Here is an 18110-nt window from a genome sequence, read left to right on the forward strand (position 1 = left end):
AATTGTAGGGGCTTTTTTTGCCTGTTTTTGAAAACCAAGGGGCGTTTCGTTTAAAAAAGGGCTGATTTTGGCATTTTCGTTTGCTTCTTGTAAGCAGAAAATCCATTTGCTACAAAGCGCATTTGAAATTATTTGAGGCAAATACCATGAGCTTTTCCTTGTTATTTGCGTTAAGGGATCTTCCTCTATATTTGCCATAAATTCTTGCTTTTTGGAAAACGTACTCTTTATTGTTCTTGGATTGCTCCTGCTTATCGCAGGGGGAAATTGGTTGTTGAAATCTGCTGTGGCCTTATCGCTTCGATTGGCCATCCCCAAAATTGTCATTGGAATGACAGTGGTTTCTTTTGCAACTTCAGCACCAGAACTTATTGTAAGTGTCAAAGCTGCTTTGGACGGATTTCCAGACCTTGCCCTGGGAAATGTTGTGGGATCCAACATTGCCAACCTTGGGTTGGTGTTGGCCATCACTGTGATCATGGGAAGTATTGATGTCCGCAAAAGTTTTTATACCACAGATTGGCCGGTGATGATGGTGGCCTCGTTGCTATTTTGTGGTTTCATATACTTTGATGGTGTTTTGCAACAGTATGAGGGGATTATTCTTGTGGCTTTGTTGTTTGTATTCCTTATATATCTGCTCAGGTTTCAAAAAACGGCCGTTGTGGATGAAATGCCAGAGGACGATGTCATTCTTCCCTTATATAAAATTGTTTTGTATCTGGGTATTGGGGGCATTGCACTTTGGGGCGGTTCGGAGCTATTGATCAATGGAGCTGTGGGCATGGCCTCAACACTTGGGGTAAGTGATAGGGTCATAGGCATAACCGTGGTATCGGTAGGGACCAGTATTCCAGAATTGGCCGCTTCGGTGATTGCTGTATTGAAAAAGGAAAAGGCCATCTCATTGGGGAATCTGATCGGTTCCAACATCTTCAACCTTTTGGCCGTACTTGGAATTACTTCCATAATAACCCCTATCACCGTTATGGACCAAGGACTGCTCACCAACGATATTTTTTGGATGCTCGGCATCTCCTTTTTAATACTGCCCTTGGTGTTTTTTCCAAGAGGACTACGTCTGGGATGGCGCGATGGTCTGGTGTTACTGCTTTTTTATGGGAGCTTTGTCTATTTGACCATAACATAAAAACCGCCCCAAAAGGGACGGTTTTCATCTATAATCAACAACTAATTTATATACAGTTTTATACGTTGGCAGACTTAACTGTTGTAATAATTCTGGCCGCAACTTTGTACGGATCGGCATTGGAAGCAGGTCTTCTGTCTTCCAACCATCCTTTCCATCCTTTTTCAACCGTCATAATAGGAATTCTGATGGAAGCGCCCCTATCCGAAACACCATAGCTGAAATCTCTGATGGAAGCCGTTTCGTGCTTACCGGTCAAACGCTCATCGTTAAATTCACCATATACAGCAATGTGCTCTTTGGTTACAGGACGGAAAGCCTCACATACTTTTTCGTAGACTTCTTTAGATCCGCAAGTTCTCAACAAAGTGTTGGAGAAATTGGCGTGCATTCCAGAACCGTTCCAGTCCCCTTTGATGGGTTTTGGGTGGTACTCAATGTAGTATCCATAGCTTTCTGTCAATCTTTGAAGCATATAACGGGCAACCCAAATTTCATCACCTGCTTTTTTGGCACCTTTGGCGAACAATTGGAATTCCCACTGTCCGGCAGCAACCTCTTGGTTGATTCCTTCAAATTGAAGACCAGCTTCCAAACAAAGATCGGCATGCTCTTCAACAAGATCCCTTCCCCATGTATTTCTTCCACCTACTGAACAATAGTAAAGACCTTGAGGTCCAGGATAACCGCCAACAGGGAAACCAAGTGGCAGCAATGTTGCAGTGTCCATGATGAAATATTCTTGTTCAAAACCAAACCAGAAATCATCATTTTCATCATCGATTGTAGCCCTTGAGTTACTTTCGTGAGGAGTTCCATCTGGGTTCATAACCTCGGTCATTACCAAATACCCATTTTTTCGTGCAGGGTCTGGATAAATGGCAACAGGTTTTAGCAAACAGTCAGAAGAACCACCCTCGGCCTGTTTTGTTGATGAACCGTCAAAAGACCACAGTGGGCAATCTTCCAATTTTCCGCTGAAATCTTCCTCGATCCTTGTCTTGCTTCTAATGTTGGCAGTTGGCTCGTAACCGTCCAACCATAGATACTCTAATTTAGATTTGCTCATAATTCTGGTAGTTATTTGTTCTCAAATTCACGATCAACAAAAATAGCTTTTTCATTCAATTATCAATATTTTGAGGGGTTAAAATCACAAACTACGGCCTATTATTTATATTACCCCATATTTTGCATAGGGTAGATGAAAAAAAACTAATTTTTTGGGGATATATTATTAAATTGTTAATTGTAGTTTTGTGGACTAAATACAAATCAAGATGCCAAAAACGAGATTTCAGGCCTTGGCAGAAAGCCAAAAACGGGAACATAAGAATATAGACGAATCAGGAAGACGGTCAGAACTTTTTGGAAAGCAGGTGTTCAACGAAGAAAGAATGCTGCAGTTTCTTACAAAAGAAGCATTTGACAATGTAAAATCGGCCATTTTTCAAGGAAGTAAAATCGATAGAAAAATAGCCGATCAAGTGGCCGAGGGGATGAAAGCTTGGGCCCTGTCCATGGGCGCAACGCACTATACCCACTGGTTTCAACCCTTAACAGGGGCCACGGCAGAAAAGCATGATGCCTTTTTTGATGTTCTGCCTGAAGGAAGGGCCATGGAAAAATTTGGGGGAGCCCAATTGGTCCAACAAGAACCGGATGCATCCAGCTTTCCTAGTGGCGGGATCCGAAACACGTTTGAGGCACGCGGCTATACCGCTTGGGATCCCACTTCCCCCGCGTTCATTTATAAGACCACCCTTTGTATTCCAACTATATTTGTGGCCTATACCGGGGAAGCTTTGGACAATAAAGCACCGCTACTGAGGGCCTTGCATGCCATTGATCAGGCGGCTACCAGCGTGGCCCAATATTTTGATAAGAATGTACGGAAAGTACATGCCACCTTGGGATGGGAACAAGAATATTTTTTGGTGGACAAGGCGTTGGCGCAATCTAGATTGGATTTGACCATGACGGGCAGGACCTTGGTTGGGAATTTTTCGGCAAAAGGCCAGCAGTTGGATGACCATTATTTTGGGGTGATACCGCCGCGGGTGCTAAGTTTTATGAGCGACTTGGAAAAACAGTGCACCCAATTGGGCATTCCCGTTAAAACCAGACACAATGAAGTGGCCCCGAACCAGTTTGAGTTGGCTCCCGTCTTTGAAGAGGCCAATCTTTCCGTGGATCACAATCTATTGTTGATGGATGTGATGGAAGAAATCGCGGGCAAGCACAATTTTAAGGTACTCTTCCATGAAAAACCCTTTGCGGGAATCAACGGTTCTGGGAAGCACAACAACTGGTCATTGGCAACCGATACCGGGGTGAACCTCTTGAGTCCTGGCACCACACCCATGAAGAACCTGCAATTTTTGACCTTTTTTGTCAATACCATAAAAGCGGTGGACACCTACGAGGAACTATTGCGATCTTCCATTGCATCGGCCAGTAACGATCATCGATTGGGGGCCAATGAGGCACCGCCGCCCATTATTTCCATTTTTATTGGAAAACAATTGAGCGATGTGCTGGATGAATTGGAAGGAGTTTCCAAAGGAAAACTATCGCCAGAGGAAAAAACGGAGCTCAAGCTCAACGTGGTGGGAAAGATTCCAGAAATTTTGCTGGACAATACGGATAGAAACCGTACCTCTCCCTTTGCCTTTACCGGAAATAAGTTTGAGATGCGGGGTGTTGGGTCCAAGATGAACTGTGCCAAACCCATGACACTGCTCAATACCATTGTGGCCAAACAGCTCACCGACTTTAAAAAGGAAGTGGATGCCTTGATCGACAAGAAAAATTTGAAAAAGGATGAAGCGGTCTTCAATGTTTTGCGGGAATACATAAAAACCTCCAAAAGAATCCGGTTTGAAGGTGATGGGTATGGAATGGAATGGCAGGAAGAGGCCCGAAGACGAAAGCTCAGCTTCAATAAAAACACCCCGGAAGCCTTGCAGATCATCACTTCCAAAGAGAGCGTGGATCTCTTCAAGGAAATGGACGTTATGAGCGAAGTGGAGCTCAAAGCACGCCAAGAAGTGGAATTGGGGGCCTACATTTTCCATATTCAGATTGAAGGAAGGGTGTTGGGGGAAATGGTCTACAACCACATTATTCCAGCGGCCATCAGATACCAAAACCTACTGTTGGAAAATATTGGAGGTTTAAAAGAGGTCTATGGTGCTGCCCATAAAAAAGTGGCCGAAAGCCAATTGAATCTATTGGAACAAGTTGGTGAACACATTGGTGAGCTGAAGAAATTAACGGACGAGATGACCGATGCGCGGAAAAGGGCCAACGGACTTTCCACCATCAATAAAAAGGCGCAAGCCTATTGCAATAATGTAAAACCTTATTTCGATACCATCCGGGAGCAATCCGATAAATTGGAAAAACTCATCGCGGATGATCTTTGGCCGTTCACAAAGTATAGGGAACTATTGTTCACAAAATAGAGGAGCATAATTTTGGAAACACTTTTCAAAAGACAGGGTCAATCTGTCAATGAATTGATGGTTTTCCGCTATTTTTGCCCAAACCAAGATTATGTCGTCAGACACGAGTAAAAGATATGCACAACGAGGGGTTTCGGCCTCCAAGGAAGATGTGCACAATGCCATAAAGAATATCGACAAAGGCCTGTTTCCAAAGGCGTTTTGCAAAATTGTACCTGATTATTTAACAGGCAGCGAAGACCACTGTTTGGTAATGCATGCCGATGGAGCTGGCACCAAGTCCTCCTTGGCGTATATGTACTGGAAAGAAACGAGGGATATTTCGGTGTGGAAAGGCATTGCGCAAGATGCCCTTATCATGAATGTGGACGATCTTATCTGCGTGGGTGCCACGGACAACATTATGCTGTCCTCCACCATTGGCCGAAATAAAAACCTGATTCCCGGAGAGGTCATTTCAGCCATCATCAATGGGACGGAAGAATTGATTTCCGATTTGAAAAAGCACGGCATTACCATCCATTCCACAGGTGGGGAAACCGCAGATGTCGGTGATTTGGTGCGCACCATTATTGTGGACTCCACCGTCACGGCCCGAATGGAACGTTCCAAGGTAATCGACAATGCCAACATCAAAGCTGGAGATGTTATTGTGGGACTGGCTTCCTTCGGAAAAGCGACTTACGAAAGCGAATATAACGGAGGAATGGGCAGTAACGGGCTTACCTCGGCCCGCCATGATGTTTTCGGAAAATATTTGGCCCAGAAATATCCTGAAAGTTATGATGCTTCAGTTCCGGAGGAATTGGTCTATTCCGGACAAACAAAACTGACGGACGCCGTGCCGGGCTCACCCTTGGACGCTGGAAAATTGGTGCTTTCACCTACACGGACCTATGCGCCCATCATCAAAAAAGTATTGGGAAAATATACTGCGGACCAAATCCATGGTATGGTACATTGCAGCGGAGGGGCACAGACCAAGATTCTTCATTTTGTGGAGAACCTTCACATTGTAAAGGACAATATGTTTGAAATTCCTCCTCTCTTTAAACTGATTCAGGAGCAATCCGGTACCGATTGGAAGGAGATGTACCAAGTCTTCAACTGCGGACATCGCATGGAACTTTATGTAAATGAAAATGTTGCGGATGATATTATCAACATTTCCAAAAGTTTTGGTGTTGATGCACAGATTATTGGCCGTGTAGAGGCTTCGCAAAACAAAAAATTGACCATAGAAAGTGCCTATGGCAAGTTTGTGTATTAGCATACGAATCAACGTATTTTAACGTTCTTTCTATAAACCTCATGCTATGGAAAGAAAAGAATTTTTAAGAAGCCTGGGCGCAGGTGCAGCATTTGCCCTTATATTTCCGTGTGCACAAGGGTGCTCCAAAGATCAAGTTGATGGTAATATTGTGGAGGAGCCCACAGGGGTGGACTTCACCATAGACCTTACTTCGCAAGAGGCACAGGCCTTGGCTTCCAATGGCGGTTTTATTCTGAAGAATTTAGTGGTCATCGCCAAAAACTTGGAAGGGGAGTATATCGCTGCCAGTCAGGTATGTAGTCATGAATCGTATGATCAGGTCCGTTTTGTAAATCAAAATGGAGGAATTTTTTATTGTGATGTCCACGGTTCCAGGTTTGAACAAGATGGAACCCCTTTGAACCAAGTTGACAGTAATCCGGCAAAGCCGATAAAAGTATACAACACCGAACTCGATGGTACCATACTTCGAGTTTTTGAATAACCGGGTTGACCCAAATCGTATGAAAAAGTTCCTGACCATATTTTTTTTGATTGTTGCCGGTGTCTTGCATGCGCAGGAGTGGCAGAGCAGCTTTGATGCAGCCCTAAACTTGGCCAAAAAGGAAGACAAACCCATTGTCTTGGTCTTTTCCGGGTCTGATTGGTGTGCACCCTGCATCCGGTTAAAACGAAATATTTTGGATTCTGAGGAATTCAAAAGCTATGCTTCCTCCCATTATGTGCTCTACAATGCCGATTTTCCGCGAAAGAAAAAAAACCAACTTCCCGAAGATAAATCAAACGTCAACAAAGCTCTCGCCGAAAAATACAATCCCAAAGGCTATTTTCCTTTAGTTGTTGTTTTGGACAAAGATGAATCTGTTTTGGGCAAGACAGGTTACAACGTAAAGGCCTCTCCCAAAAAATATATCGCTACCCTCAATGATTTTGTAAAATGAAAACGCTCACGGTCCTCTTATGCAGCTTGTTTTGTATGCTGTCTCAAGGACAGTTGAGGCAAAAAGATGTTACCGTAAAAAAAGCCTTGAAGCTTATGGGCACCCGGTTTGAGATTACCGTGGTGGCCCCCAACGAGGAAATTGGCTATCTGGATATTGACGAAGCGGTCTCCGAAATAGAGCGTATCGAAAAGATGATCTCATCATGGGACGAAGCTTCCGAAACTTCCAAAATCATTAAAAATGCGGGCATACAACCTGTAAAAGTGAGCCCCGAACTTTTTGGTTTGATAGAAAGAGCGATAAAAATTTCTGAAATCACAGATGGAGCTTTTGATATTACCTACGCATCCATGGACAACATCTGGAAGTTTGATGGGACCATGGACCGTATGCCATCAGAAGAGGATATCCAAAATTCCATCGCAAAAATTGGCTACAAAAAAATAGTGTTGGATCCAGATGAACAAACCGTCTTTTTAACGGAACCGGGCATGCGCATTGGTTTCGGTGCCATTGGTAAGGGATATGCCGCCGATAAGGCCAAGGAACTTTTAACCTCCAAACAAGTTAAGGGAGGCATTATCAATGCTTCGGGGGATTTGACCACATGGGGCACCAAGGTGACCGGGGAAAAATGGTTGGTGGGCATTGCCAACCCCCTTAGCAAAGACAAAGTGTTCAGTTGGTTGCCCATAGTGGAATCTTCGGTGGCCACATCGGGCAATTACGAGAAATACATCACCTTAAATGGGAAAAAGTATTCGCATATCATCGACCCCCGGACCGGATATCCAACATCGGGAATCAACAGTGTATCGGTTTTTGCCAAGCATGCCGAACTGTGCGACGCCCTGGCCACTGCGGTTTTTATCATGGGGAAGGACACGGGCGTACACATGATCAACCAAATTGATGGGGTAGAAGTTGTGGTGGTTGATTCGGACAATAAAATACATAAGAGTTCAGGAATCATTTTCGATTCGAATCAGTAAATTTATCCCATGGGAAAACTTGTTTTTTTCTTTCTCCTTTTGATTTTTTCCAGCTCATGTGTTGCAGTGCGGGAATATGACAAGGTGTATGTCAATGATGTTGAGATGCAACTGGGCGCAAGACCTAGTGAGCGTTTTGAGACCAATTTCCACATCTATCGCGAAGCTTCATCCGGGGCCAATGGCGGAAAAACAGGTGGGGGTTGTGGATGTAACTAAAACGATAGCTCGATAATAACCCAATGATCCAACAATCCAACAACCTCAAAAAAGTATTACCTCTTTTTGTCTGCACTTTGTTCATGGTTGCAGGTTGGGCACAACAAACCGATACCTCCTACAAACGCAGGGTGCTGGAGACCAGTGAGATTGATGTGTTGTTCAGTTATTACGATCAAGATGGACAAAATGCTGCTGTGACCGGGGGAGAGGGTATCGAAGAACTTACCGATGCCACCTCAACCCTTGTTTTGCGAATGCCCATGAACGAAGATGACATTCTTACTGTGGATGTAGGGCTATCGGCCTATACTTCTGCTTCATCCAGCAACGTAAACCCTTTGGATGGAGGCATTAATGCCACCCCTTTTGATGCTTCATCGGGCGAATCTAGAAAGGATTTGTTGGCCTATATCAATCCCAGCTATCAGCACAGTTCGGAGGACAGGAATACCATTTGGAGCGGCAACATCTATTTTTCATCGGAATACGATTACTTTTCCTTTGGTTTTGGAGGGAGTTATACCCGATTGTTCAATGAAAAAAATACAGAGCTTACGATCAGCAGCCGCGTTTTTTTAGATAAATGGAATGCCATATACCCCATTGAACTCAGAGATGGTTTTTTTGATGATAGGATTACGGGAAGCGGAACCTATAACCCCAATTTTACGGAATTTGAAAAGGAAAATAGGAATTCATACACGCTTTCATTCAGTTTTTCCCAGATTTTGAGCCAAAAACTACAGGGAGCCCTTTTTGTGGACCTCGTGTCCCAAGAGGGGTTGCTGAGCACACCGTTTCAACGGGTGTATTTTGCAGATGCCAACGATTTTTTTATTGATGATTTTCAGTTGGCGGACAATGTGGAACAGCTACCGGACCGTCGGTTGAAGGTTCCTTTGGGCGGGCGCTTGAACTATTACGTGAACGATTTGTTGGTGTTGCGCTCCTATTACCGCTATTATTGGGATGATTGGGGAATTACCTCCCATACGGCAAGCCTTGAAACTCCTTTTAAGTTGACGGATAGGTTTACGTTGTACCCTTCTTACCGCTACTATACCCAAACGGCGGCGGATTATTTTTATCCAAAGGAAACAGCACGCTCCACTTCTGAATTTTATACCTCAGATTACGATTTATCGGAGTACGATGCCCACCAATATGGTTTTGGAATCCAGTATAAGGATATTTTTACCAGTGCCCATATCTTCAACTTTGGGCTAAAGACCATCGACCTCCGCTTTAGTCAATATGACAGGAGTGATGGGCTTAATGCCTTCATTGTTACCCTCGGGACTACTTTTGTGGGGAACTGACGTATTTGTCCACAAAACAATCCAATCAAAAATCGTAAATTCGCAGTCTTAGTGGATGGACATATGCTCGACAAACTCAACATTGTAAAACAACGTTTTGATGAGGTCTCAGACCTTATAATTCAGCCTGATATCATTTCGGACCAAACAAGATATGTAAAGCTGAACAAAGAATACAAAGACCTGAAAGTTCTGGTGGACAAACGGGATCAATACATTGAACTTACCAATAATATCAACGAGGCGGAGGAAATCATTTCAGATGGCAGTGATGCCGAAATGCTGGAAATGGCCAAGATGCAACTGGAAGAGGCCAAAGCTGCCCTGCCCAAATTGGAGGAGGAAATAAAATTCCTGTTGATTCCCAAAGATCCTGAAGATGAAAAGGACGTGGTCATGGAAATCAGGGCCGGAACGGGAGGGGACGAAGCCAGTATTTTTGCCGGAGATCTTTTCCGGATGTATACCAAGTATTGTGAATCCAAAGGGTGGAAGACCAATATCATCGATTTGAGTGAGGGAACCAGTGGTGGCTATAAGGAAATCCATTTTGAGGTAAGTGGCGAAGATGTGTATGGCACCTTGAAGTTTGAAGCAGGGGTGCACCGTGTACAGCGCGTGCCCCAGACCGAGACCCAAGGCAGGGTCCATACCAGTGCGGCAACCGTTATGGTGATTCCAGAAGCTGAAGAATTTGATGTACAGATAGACCCCAAGGATGTTCGGATAGATTATTTCTGTTCTTCGGGTCCTGGTGGGCAATCGGTGAACACGACCTATTCCGCGGTACGTCTGACCCACGTTCCCACGGGTATTGTGGCACAGTGCCAGGATGAAAAATCACAGCACAAGAACAAGGATAAGGCCTTTAAAGTATTGCGCTCCCGTTTGTACGATATGGAGCTGGCCAAAAAACAAGCAGAAGATGCGGCCAAACGAAATTCCCAGGTGAGCAGCGGGGACCGTTCGGCAAAGATCAGAACGTACAATTATCCCCAAGGTAGGGTTACGGACCATAGAATTGGACTTACGCTCTATGATTTGCAAAATATATTGAACGGTGATATCCAAAAAATTATTGATGAGTTGATGCTGGTGGATAACACCGAGAAATTGAAGGAAGCTTCGGAGATTTTTTGATTTTGAGTAGTCAGGAGTCGGTTTGAGCCTAGTCGAGAATACAAATACATGAAAATAGCGCACTTAATTTCCCAAATCCATCAAAAAAAATCCTTTCTCTGTGTGGGCTTGGACACCGATTTGGAAAAGATTCCCAAACATCTTTTGAAGGAGGAAGACCCTATTTTTGCTTTCAACAAGGCCATTATAGATGCCACCAATCCCTATTGTGTGGCCTATAAACCCAATATTGCGTTTTACGAAGCCTACGGCCTGCAAGGTTGGAAATCCCTGGAGCGCACCATGGCGTATTTGAACGGGAAGCATCCTGAAATCTTTACCATAGCCGATGCTAAACGAGGTGATATTGGTAACACATCCACCCGATATGCCAAGGCTTTTTTTGAAGAACTTCAGTTTGACTCAATTACCATTGCACCTTACATGGGCAGCGATTCTGTGGAGCCCTTTTTGGCATTTGAGGACAAGCATACCATTTTGTTGGCATTGACCTCCAATCAAGGGGCTTTTGACTTTCAAACCAAAAAAATAGATGGGCAAGAGCTTTACAAAGAAGTTCTGAAAACATCAAAGACCTATAAAAATGCTGAACGATTGATGTATGTTGTAGGAGCCACGAAGGCCACGTATCTAAAAGAAATCAGGGAAATAGTTCCCAACAGTTTTTTGTTGGTTCCGGGAGTAGGGGCGCAAGGTGGAAGCTTGCAAGAAGTGTGCTCTTATGGAATGACCAAGGACGTGGGTTTGTTGGTCAATTCATCCCGTGGAATACTGTATGCTTCAACAGGTGCTGACTTTGCAGAGGCCGCAGCGGAGCAAGCCAAAAAAATACAGGTTGAAATGGAGGTTGAATTGGGAAAAATCCGCAAGTAATTCAACCTAAGCTTTCCAGTACTTTTTTGATGCTTTGTGCCTTCCGCTTGAAAAATTCCACCAAGTGCGTGTCGCCATTGGACGCTTTTTCCATAAAGTTTTTATACCTGAATTCCAAAATGGAAATCGCTTGACTACCACTGGTGATCGGGGTCACTGTCCCAACCCTGCAATACTGATTATTCATAGCTCAAATTTTGTTCTAACAAAGATACGTTGAAAACCCAGCTATGGATTACGGAGATGGTTGATATACGTCTAGAAATCAGGTTATTTATCTAAAAATTAACAGAATCACTGCTTCCTTCATCATTCCATTACGTTTTCGGTATAAAAAATTAACGTACATTTAAAAGAATAGTTTTGCTCTAGGTAAGACGTAAAACCATATCCCATGAAAAAGTTTTTGTTGGTGTCCGCTTTGCTCACCTTTTCAATTATAATTGGTCAAGATAAATCATCGTGCAATTGTTGTTCAGAAGATCAAAAAGCTTTTGATTTTTGGATTGGAAATTGGGAAGTGACAAATTCCAGCAATGGAACTGCCGCAGGCACAAGTGTGATCAGCAGGGAAGAGGATGGTTGTGTGATTCGGGAAAACTGGACCAGTGCCACTCCCGGTTATACAGGGACCAGTTTAAATTTTTTCAACACCCAAACCGAACAATGGGAACAACTCTGGGTAGATAATACGGGAGCCTTTTTAAAACTTAAAGGTAAAAGGGAGGGCGATCAAATGATCTTGACTTCCGATGAATTAACCAGGGATGATGGGAAAACGTACAGAAACCGGATTACGTGGACCAAAAACGAAGATGGAACCGTTCGGCAACATTGGGAGGTGTTGCAAGGTGAAGAAACAACCACCGCTTTTGACGGGCTCTACAAGCCAAAATAGCATTTTTACCAACAAAAAAACCGGTGCGAACACCGGTTTAAACTAACTAACTCAAAAAAATGCTAACTCAGATAATTTCTGTCTACAAAATTCCTGTTTAACCTTCAGGTCAAGGTTAAGCTAACTTTAGGAATTTGTTATAATTGTCTTGTTGAATTGATTTTATAACGACAACATTTTCAACTTATTGCATTATTCTGAAAAAATTATGATTAATCTTGCAAAGCAAACACTCTTTTTAACAAATCTGTTGTTCTGGAAGAGATTTTGTTCCTGATTTCTTGCTCTTCAACCGCTATCATGGTATAAACTCCTTCAAGGGCTTCATTGGTGGTGTAATCGGTTAAATCTGGATTTACATCGTTGGTCAAGGGCAAATTGTTGTATCGGGTTATGATGTTGCTCCAGATTTGGTCGGCTCCCACTTTCTGGAACGAATTTTTAATGATCGGGTTAAACTTGTTGTACAACTTGGTCTTGGTGGATTGCTCCAAATATTGTGTGGCGGCATTGTCGCTTCCCAACAAAATTTGTCTCGCATCAGTAAAGGTGATTCCCTTAACGGCATCAACAAAAATTGGGGTGGCTTCGCCAACGGCATCTTCTGCGGCCCTGTTGATGATACGCAGTCCTTCATCGGCCAAATTACCGAGACCAACATCACGCAGGGTTTTGTCTACTTTTTGTAATTCTTCGGGAAGTAGAATTTTGACGAGTTCATTTCTGAAAAAACCATTTTCCAGTGCCAGTTTGTTCACCTGTTTTTCAATGCCCATATTCAAGGCTTCCCGAAGCCCTTGGGCAATTTCGGCATTACCAATTCCAGTAGGTCCTTGGGGCAATTGGTTCACAACCTGTTGTAGTTCTGTGCATCCAACAAGTTGAAAAACCAATACGCATAGCAGTATTCGTTTCATGGTAAATTTTTTATAGTTACGGTGAAATTTACTTAGAAACGGTAAAAAATGGCTTTTTTATTCGATATAATTAAGAGAAAATAACCGTCTTGTTGTTGTAGACCATGGTTTTTCGGGCCACATGGAGTTGTACCGCACGGGAAAGTACTATCCGTTCCAAATCCCGTCCTTTTGCAATAAAATCCTTGATGGAATGCGAATGCGAAACTGCGGTCACATCCTGTTCAATAATGGGCCCGGCATCCAGTTCCGAAGTCACATAATGACTGGTGGCCCCAATGATTTTCACCCCACGCTCAAATGCAGCATGGTAGGGTTTGGCACCCACAAAAGCAGGGAGGAAGGAATGGTGGATGTTGATGATTTTTTGCGGATACACATCGATTAACTTTGGGGATACAATCTGCATATACCGGGCAAGCACTATAAAATCCACTTCGTGCTTTTTAAGCAATTCCAGTTGCTTGTTTTCTGCTTCTTCTTTGGTTTGCTTGGTCACAGGCACATGATAGAACGGAATCTGAAACTGCTCCGCCACATATTCCAAATCCCTGTGGTTGCTCAGGATAAATGGGATGTCCACCGAAAGCTCCTCGGAGTTGTATCGGCTCAGCAGGTCGTACAAACAGTGGTTGTATTTGGACACGAAAATGGCCATTTTCGGTCTGTAGGCACCCAAATAAATATCCCACTCCATTTGAAATTGTTGGGCGAGTTCCTGCTCAAACCCTTTTTTAAACGCTTCCAGGGACAATTCCTTCTCAAACTCACTTTCCAACCGCATAAAAAAGACCCCCACCTGTTTATCAACATGCTGATCTAAGTAGACAACATTCCCTTCTTGTTGGTGCACAAAGGTGGTTACTGATCGTATAATACCGGATTGGTCAGGGCAATGGATGAGTATGGTAAGCTTCATAATGCAATTTTGGCCGAGTAAAATTAGGGTATTCAAAAAAGGAACTCCAAGCTTTTCTGACTTTTTGTAATATCCTGAACAAAATCGAATTTGACTTGCATTTTCTGTAAATTGCAGGGCGAAAACAGACCTTTTATTGCAAATGGAACAAACAAAACCTTACAAACCCAAGTATAAAATCAGGATAGTGACGGCAGCCTCGCTATTTGACGGCCATGATGCAGCCATCAATATTATGAGGCGTATCATTCAGGCCACTGGGGTCGAGGTAATCCATTTGGGGCATGACAGGAGCGTTGCCGAGGTGGTGGACTGTGCCATTCAGGAAGATGCCAATGCCATTGCCATGACCTCGTACCAAGGAGGCCACAATGAGTATTTTAGATATATGTTCGATTTGCTGCAGGAACGGGGTGCAGGACACATCAAGGTTTTTGGCGGTGGTGGAGGTGTGATCCTTCCAGAGGAAATAAAAGAGCTGATGGCCTATGGCATCGAACGGATTTATTCCCCGGATGACGGAAGACAAATGGGACTCCAGGGAATGATCAATGATTTGGTGGAACGATGCGATACCGCCGTTCCCGATTTGCAATTGTCTAAGGGGGAGAAGTTGGAAAGTTTGTTGAGCGATAAGAATCCCAACACCATTGCTCGGTTGATTTCTTTGGCTGAAAACCGGCATGAGGAGTTTGAAAAATATCAAGATAAGATAGTGGGGGAAGAAAATCCGGTTCCCGTACTAGGAATTACAGGAACCGGAGGTGCTGGAAAATCCAGTTTGGTGGATGAGTTGGTACGCCGTTTTTTGATTGATTTTCCCGATAAACATGTGGGCATCATTTCCGTGGACCCTTCCAAACGAAAAACAGGTGGGGCCTTGCTGGGAGATCGTATCCGGATGAACTCCATCAACAATGAACGGGTCTATATGCGCTCCTTGGCTACGCGGCAATCCAATTTGGCCTTGTCAAAATATGTTGCTGAAGCGGTTCAAGTGCTAAAAGCTGCCAAATATGATCTCATCATTCTGGAAACCTCGGGGATAGGCCAGTCTGATACCGAAATCTTGGAACACAGCGATGTGTCGCTCTATGTGATGACGCCGGAGTTTGGTGCCGCTACCCAGTTGGAGAAAATCGATATGCTTGATTTTGCGGATTTGGTGGCCATCAATAAGTTCGATAAAAGAGGGGCGCTGGATGCCCTTCGCGATGTAAAAAAACAATACGCCCGTAACCACGGACTGTGGCATGCCAATGAAGAAGATTTGCCCATTTATGGGACCATTGCTTCGCAATTCAATGATCCAGGCATGAACAACCTTTACAAAAAGGTCATGGATACATTGGTGGAAAAAGCAGACTCCAATTTGATTTCCAATTTGGAGGTGGGTCAGGAAATGACCGAGAAAATCTATGTCATCCCGCCTTCACGGACCCGTTATTTATCTGAAATAGCCGAAAATAACCGATTGTATGATTCCAAAGCTGAGCAGCAATCCAAAATTGCGCAACAACTCTACGGTATTTTCTTGACACTGACATCCATTTTGGGAATGGATTCGGAAAATGCAGAGGAAATTTTGTTGGATAAGACCGGATTGAATAAGGGTGAGGTTCGTTCAAAAATCAAAAATGGGGAAGAAAAGGAGTTGGCAGGTTTGTTGCTCAAAGAATTTGATAAAATCAAAATGAACTTGCTTCCCCAGCACTGGGACACACTTTTAAAGTGGCAGGAAAAGGTCAATCGGTACAAATCTGAGGTATATTCGTTTAAGGTGCGTGACCGAGAGGTGAATATTAAAACCCATACAGAATCCTTATCACACAGTCAGATTCCTAAGGTGGCCCTGCCCAAATACAAGGCGTGGGGCGATATCCTCCAATGGATTCTGCAGGAAAATGTACCTGGGGAATTTCCCTATACCGCGGGATTGTATCCGTTTAAGCGGGAAGGGGAGGACCCCACTCGAATGTTTGCAGGTGAGGGCGGCCCCGAACGTACCAACCGACGATTTCACTACGTAAGTTTGGATATGCCCGCAAAGCGATTGTCCACCGCATTTGACTCCGTGACGCTCTACGGAAACGACCCAGACCACAGGCCCGATATTTATGGAAAGATTGGGAATGCCGGGGTGTCCATTTGCTGTTTGGATGATGCCAAAAAACTATATTCCGGTTTTGACCTCAGCAATCCCATGACCTCTGTGAGCATGACGATCAATGGTCCGGCACCTATGCTCTTGGCCTTTTTTATGAATGCGGCCATTGACCAAAATTGTGAAAAATACATCAAAGAAAATGGTTTAGAGGGCGAGGTTGAAAACAAAATCGACGCTCTTTATAAAAAGAAAGGGGTGCCTCGGCCCACCTATTTTGGAAAACTTCCCGAAGGGAACAATGGATTGGGGCTGATGCTTTTGGGCGTTACGGGTGATCAAGTGTTGCCCCAAGAGGTGTATGCCAAAATAAAAGCGAAAACCTTAAAACAAGTCCGGGGAACGGTACAAGCTGATATTTTAAAGGAAGATCAAGCCCAGAACACCTGTATTTTTTCCACGGAGTTTGCCTTACGTTTAATGGGGGATGTGCAGGAATATTTTATTGAACAGCAGGTTAGGAATTTCTATTCGGTTTCCATATCGGGCTACCACATTGCAGAGGCGGGGGCGAACCCGATTACGCAACTGGCGTTTACGCTTTCCAATGGGTTTACCTATGTGGAATACTATTTGAGTCGGGGGATGGACATCAACAAGTTTGGCCCCAATTTATCCTTCTTTTTTTCCAATGGCGTGGATCCCGAATATGCTGTTATTGGTAGAGTGGCCCGTAGAATTTGGGCCAAGGCCCTAAAAGAAAAATACGGTGCCGACCCTAGGGCCCAGATGCTGAAATACCACATCCAGACCTCGGGAAGGAGTCTGCACGCACAAGAGATTGATTTTAATGACATTAGAACAACCTTGCAGGCACTTTATGCCATTTATGACAATTGCAATTCCTTGCATACCAACGCTTATGATGAGGCCATAACCACTCCCACTGAAGAATCGGTGCGCAGGGCGATGGCCATCCAGCTGATTATTAATAAGGAACTCGGATTGGCCAAAAATGAAAATCCCATCCAGGGTTCTTTTATTATTGAAGAGCTTACGGATTTGGTGGAAGAGGCCGTTCTGTTGGAGTTTGACCGCATTACGGAACGGGGAGGTGTCTTGGGAGCTATGGAAACCATGTACCAACGTTCCAAAATTCAGGAAGAAAGTTTGCATTATGAGACCTTGAAGCATTCTGGGGCGTATCCCATTATTGGAGTGAACACGTTTTTGAGTTCAAAGGGGTCACCTACCATTTTGCCCGCTGAGGTGATCAGGGCCACGGAGGAGGAAAAGAAGAATCAAATCAAAACCTTGCAAAATTTGCACCAACGGGAAAAAGAAAGGGCCTCAACACAGTTGAAGGAATTGCAGCAGACTGCCATCAACAATGAAAATATTTTTGAAAGATTGATGGAAGTCACCAAGTATTGCTCATTGGGGCAGATTACAAAAGCCCTGTTTGAGGTTGGAGGTCAGTATAGAAGAAATATGTAAAAGGGATTAGTCGTTTCTGTTGTGAAAGGACTTTCTCCATTTTTTAAAGGAAGTTCTAAAGATTTTGATTTCCCTCCGAAGCAGGTTCAAATATTCTTTTTCCTTAACGCCATCACGTTCCAGACCATTGCAGTACGCCAAGATGTTTCGGGTCATGATGTTGATGAAAGCCAAACTCCTCATCCGAACAGAGTAGGAATTGCTAAGGGCCGCTTGTTCCACTTCTTTGGTAATAAGGGAAGCGTCATTCATAAGCGATGCAGTAATATCATCCCGAAAACTGTCAATTTTTCGCCAAGACAGCTTTTCCCTGTTATGTGCAAAGTAGGTAGCCACAGCTTCGCTCATATCACGAAGATCCAGTGATTTACGGTAAACGACCAAGGAATTAAGAG

General features: G+C 43.9%; 18 protein-coding genes. 12 read left to right on the forward strand and 6 right to left on the reverse strand.

From position 1 onward, the window contains the following. The coding region (locus A7D14_RS19840) for a hypothetical protein (protein ID WP_141673305.1) at positions 1–198 on the reverse strand (198 nt) is incomplete at its 3' end. A 13-nt stretch (positions 199–211) separates the two neighbouring features. Here A7D14_RS19840 and A7D14_RS08200 point away from each other — a divergent pair. After that, positions 212–1150, forward strand: coding sequence for a calcium/sodium antiporter (locus A7D14_RS08200; RefSeq protein ID WP_067032635.1), 939 nt, complete (start codon positions 212–214; stop codon positions 1148–1150). Between the two features lie 58 nt (positions 1151–1208). On the opposite strand, the gene A7D14_RS08205 is transcribed toward A7D14_RS08200, so the two are convergent. Further along, on the reverse strand, positions 1209–2219 hold the full coding sequence (locus A7D14_RS08205) for a glutamine synthetase beta-grasp domain-containing protein (RefSeq protein WP_067032639.1): 1011 nt from the start codon (positions 2217–2219) through the stop codon (positions 1209–1211). A 211-nt stretch (positions 2220–2430) separates the two neighbouring features. On the opposite strand from A7D14_RS08205, the gene A7D14_RS08210 reads away from it, so the two are divergent. The 9 genes from A7D14_RS08210 (at position 2431) to pyrF (ending at position 11380) form a co-directional block, all read left to right on the forward strand. Then, positions 2431–4617, forward strand: coding sequence for a glutamine synthetase III (locus A7D14_RS08210; protein WP_067032645.1), 2187 nt, complete (start codon positions 2431–2433; stop codon positions 4615–4617). 91 nt (positions 4618–4708) lie between these two features. Further along, positions 4709–5887, forward strand: a complete 1179-nt coding sequence (locus tag A7D14_RS08215) for an AIR synthase related protein (protein WP_067032647.1) — start codon at positions 4709–4711, stop codon at positions 5885–5887. A gap of 46 nt (positions 5888–5933) precedes the next feature. Then, positions 5934–6374: a ubiquinol-cytochrome c reductase iron-sulfur subunit gene (locus tag A7D14_RS08220; protein WP_067032648.1), complete on the forward strand. Its 441-nt coding sequence runs from the start codon at positions 5934–5936 to the stop codon at positions 6372–6374. Positions 6375–6393: 19 nt separating this feature from the next. Beyond that, on the forward strand, positions 6394–6831 hold the full coding sequence (locus A7D14_RS08225) for a thioredoxin family protein (protein ID WP_067032651.1): 438 nt from the start codon (positions 6394–6396) through the stop codon (positions 6829–6831). 35 nt (positions 6832–6866) lie between these two features. Continuing rightward, a complete protein-coding gene (locus A7D14_RS08230; RefSeq protein WP_255307418.1) occupies positions 6867–7826 on the forward strand; it encodes an FAD:protein FMN transferase in 960 nt (319 codons plus the stop codon). Between the two features lie 9 nt (positions 7827–7835). Further along, positions 7836–8045: a DUF4266 domain-containing protein gene (locus tag A7D14_RS08235; RefSeq protein ID WP_067032658.1), complete on the forward strand. Its 210-nt coding sequence runs from the start codon at positions 7836–7838 to the stop codon at positions 8043–8045. A 23-nt stretch (positions 8046–8068) separates the two neighbouring features. Next, the gene (locus tag A7D14_RS08240; RefSeq protein ID WP_067032660.1) at positions 8069–9367 is read left to right on the forward strand and encodes a DUF3570 domain-containing protein; all 1299 of its coding nucleotides are present in this window, start codon (positions 8069–8071) and stop codon (positions 9365–9367) included. 63 nt (positions 9368–9430) lie between these two features. Then, positions 9431–10507 (forward strand): peptide chain release factor 1, encoded by a 1077-nt coding sequence (prfA, locus tag A7D14_RS08245; RefSeq protein WP_067032666.1) that lies wholly within the window; start codon positions 9431–9433, stop codon positions 10505–10507. A gap of 48 nt (positions 10508–10555) precedes the next feature. Beyond that, a complete protein-coding gene (gene pyrF / locus A7D14_RS08250; protein ID WP_067032669.1) occupies positions 10556–11380 on the forward strand; it encodes an orotidine-5'-phosphate decarboxylase in 825 nt (274 codons plus the stop codon). 1 nt (position 11381) lies between these two features. Here the strand turns inward: pyrF and A7D14_RS08255 are convergent, their stop codons facing one another. Then, positions 11382–11567 carry a hypothetical protein gene (locus A7D14_RS08255; protein WP_067032670.1) on the reverse strand — a complete coding sequence of 62 codons (186 nt, stop codon included), beginning with the start codon at positions 11565–11567 and terminating at the stop codon, positions 11382–11384. Positions 11568–11774: 207 nt separating this feature from the next. On the opposite strand from A7D14_RS08255, the gene A7D14_RS08260 reads away from it, so the two are divergent. Continuing rightward, complete coding sequence (locus A7D14_RS08260) at positions 11775–12278, forward strand: hypothetical protein (RefSeq protein ID WP_067032672.1); 504 nt, start codon at positions 11775–11777, stop codon at positions 12276–12278. Between the two features lie 212 nt (positions 12279–12490). On the opposite strand, the gene A7D14_RS08265 is transcribed toward A7D14_RS08260, so the two are convergent. Beyond that, positions 12491–13195, reverse strand: coding sequence for a DUF4197 domain-containing protein (locus A7D14_RS08265; RefSeq protein ID WP_067032674.1), 705 nt, complete (start codon positions 13193–13195; stop codon positions 12491–12493). Positions 13196–13265: 70 nt separating this feature from the next. Beyond that, complete coding sequence (purU, locus tag A7D14_RS08270; RefSeq protein ID WP_067032676.1) at positions 13266–14114, reverse strand: formyltetrahydrofolate deformylase; 849 nt, start codon at positions 14112–14114, stop codon at positions 13266–13268. A 142-nt stretch (positions 14115–14256) separates the two neighbouring features. Between purU and A7D14_RS08275 the strand changes: the two genes are divergently transcribed. Beyond that, positions 14257–17715: a methylmalonyl-CoA mutase family protein gene (locus tag A7D14_RS08275; RefSeq protein ID WP_067032677.1), complete on the forward strand. Its 3459-nt coding sequence runs from the start codon at positions 14257–14259 to the stop codon at positions 17713–17715. A 6-nt stretch (positions 17716–17721) separates the two neighbouring features. Here A7D14_RS08275 and A7D14_RS08280 read toward each other — a convergent pair. After that, the coding region (locus A7D14_RS08280; protein WP_067032679.1) for a hypothetical protein at positions 17722–18110 on the reverse strand (389 nt) is incomplete at its 5' end.

This window comes from Allomuricauda sp. CP2A, from assembly GCF_001683915.1.
Taxonomy (GTDB): Bacteria; Bacteroidota; Bacteroidia; order Flavobacteriales; family Flavobacteriaceae; genus Flagellimonas.

Bases quoted from the DNA above. Each gene is read 5' to 3' on its own strand.
- A7D14_RS08210 (WP_067032645.1), top strand. From the start codon at position 2,431: ATGCCAAAAACGAGATTTCAGGCCTTGGCAGAAAGCCAAAAACGGGAA.
- A7D14_RS08225 (WP_067032651.1), top strand. From the start codon at position 6,394: ATGAAAAAGTTCCTGACCATATTTTTTTTGATTGTTGCCGGTGTCTTG.
- A7D14_RS08215 (WP_067032647.1), top strand. From the start codon at position 4,709: ATGTCGTCAGACACGAGTAAAAGATATGCACAACGAGGGGTTTCGGCC.
- A7D14_RS08255 (WP_067032670.1), bottom strand. From the start codon at position 11,567: ATGAATAATCAGTATTGCAGGGTTGGGACAGTGACCCCGATCACCAGT.
- pyrF (WP_067032669.1), top strand. From the start codon at position 10,556: ATGAAAATAGCGCACTTAATTTCCCAAATCCATCAAAAAAAATCCTTT.
- A7D14_RS08230 (WP_255307418.1), top strand. From the start codon at position 6,867: ATGCTGTCTCAAGGACAGTTGAGGCAAAAAGATGTTACCGTAAAAAAA.
- A7D14_RS08260 (WP_067032672.1), top strand. From the start codon at position 11,775: ATGAAAAAGTTTTTGTTGGTGTCCGCTTTGCTCACCTTTTCAATTATA.
- A7D14_RS08235 (WP_067032658.1), top strand. From the start codon at position 7,836: ATGGGAAAACTTGTTTTTTTCTTTCTCCTTTTGATTTTTTCCAGCTCA.
- purU (WP_067032676.1), bottom strand. From the start codon at position 14,114: ATGAAGCTTACCATACTCATCCATTGCCCTGACCAATCCGGTATTATA.
- A7D14_RS08275 (WP_067032677.1), top strand. From the start codon at position 14,257: ATGGAACAAACAAAACCTTACAAACCCAAGTATAAAATCAGGATAGTG.
- A7D14_RS08220 (WP_067032648.1), top strand. From the start codon at position 5,934: ATGGAAAGAAAAGAATTTTTAAGAAGCCTGGGCGCAGGTGCAGCATTT.
- prfA (WP_067032666.1), top strand. From the start codon at position 9,431: ATGCTCGACAAACTCAACATTGTAAAACAACGTTTTGATGAGGTCTCA.
- A7D14_RS08265 (WP_067032674.1), bottom strand. From the start codon at position 13,195: ATGAAACGAATACTGCTATGCGTATTGGTTTTTCAACTTGTTGGATGC.
- A7D14_RS08205 (WP_067032639.1), bottom strand. From the start codon at position 2,219: ATGAGCAAATCTAAATTAGAGTATCTATGGTTGGACGGTTACGAGCCA.
- A7D14_RS08240 (WP_067032660.1), top strand. From the start codon at position 8,069: ATGATCCAACAATCCAACAACCTCAAAAAAGTATTACCTCTTTTTGTC.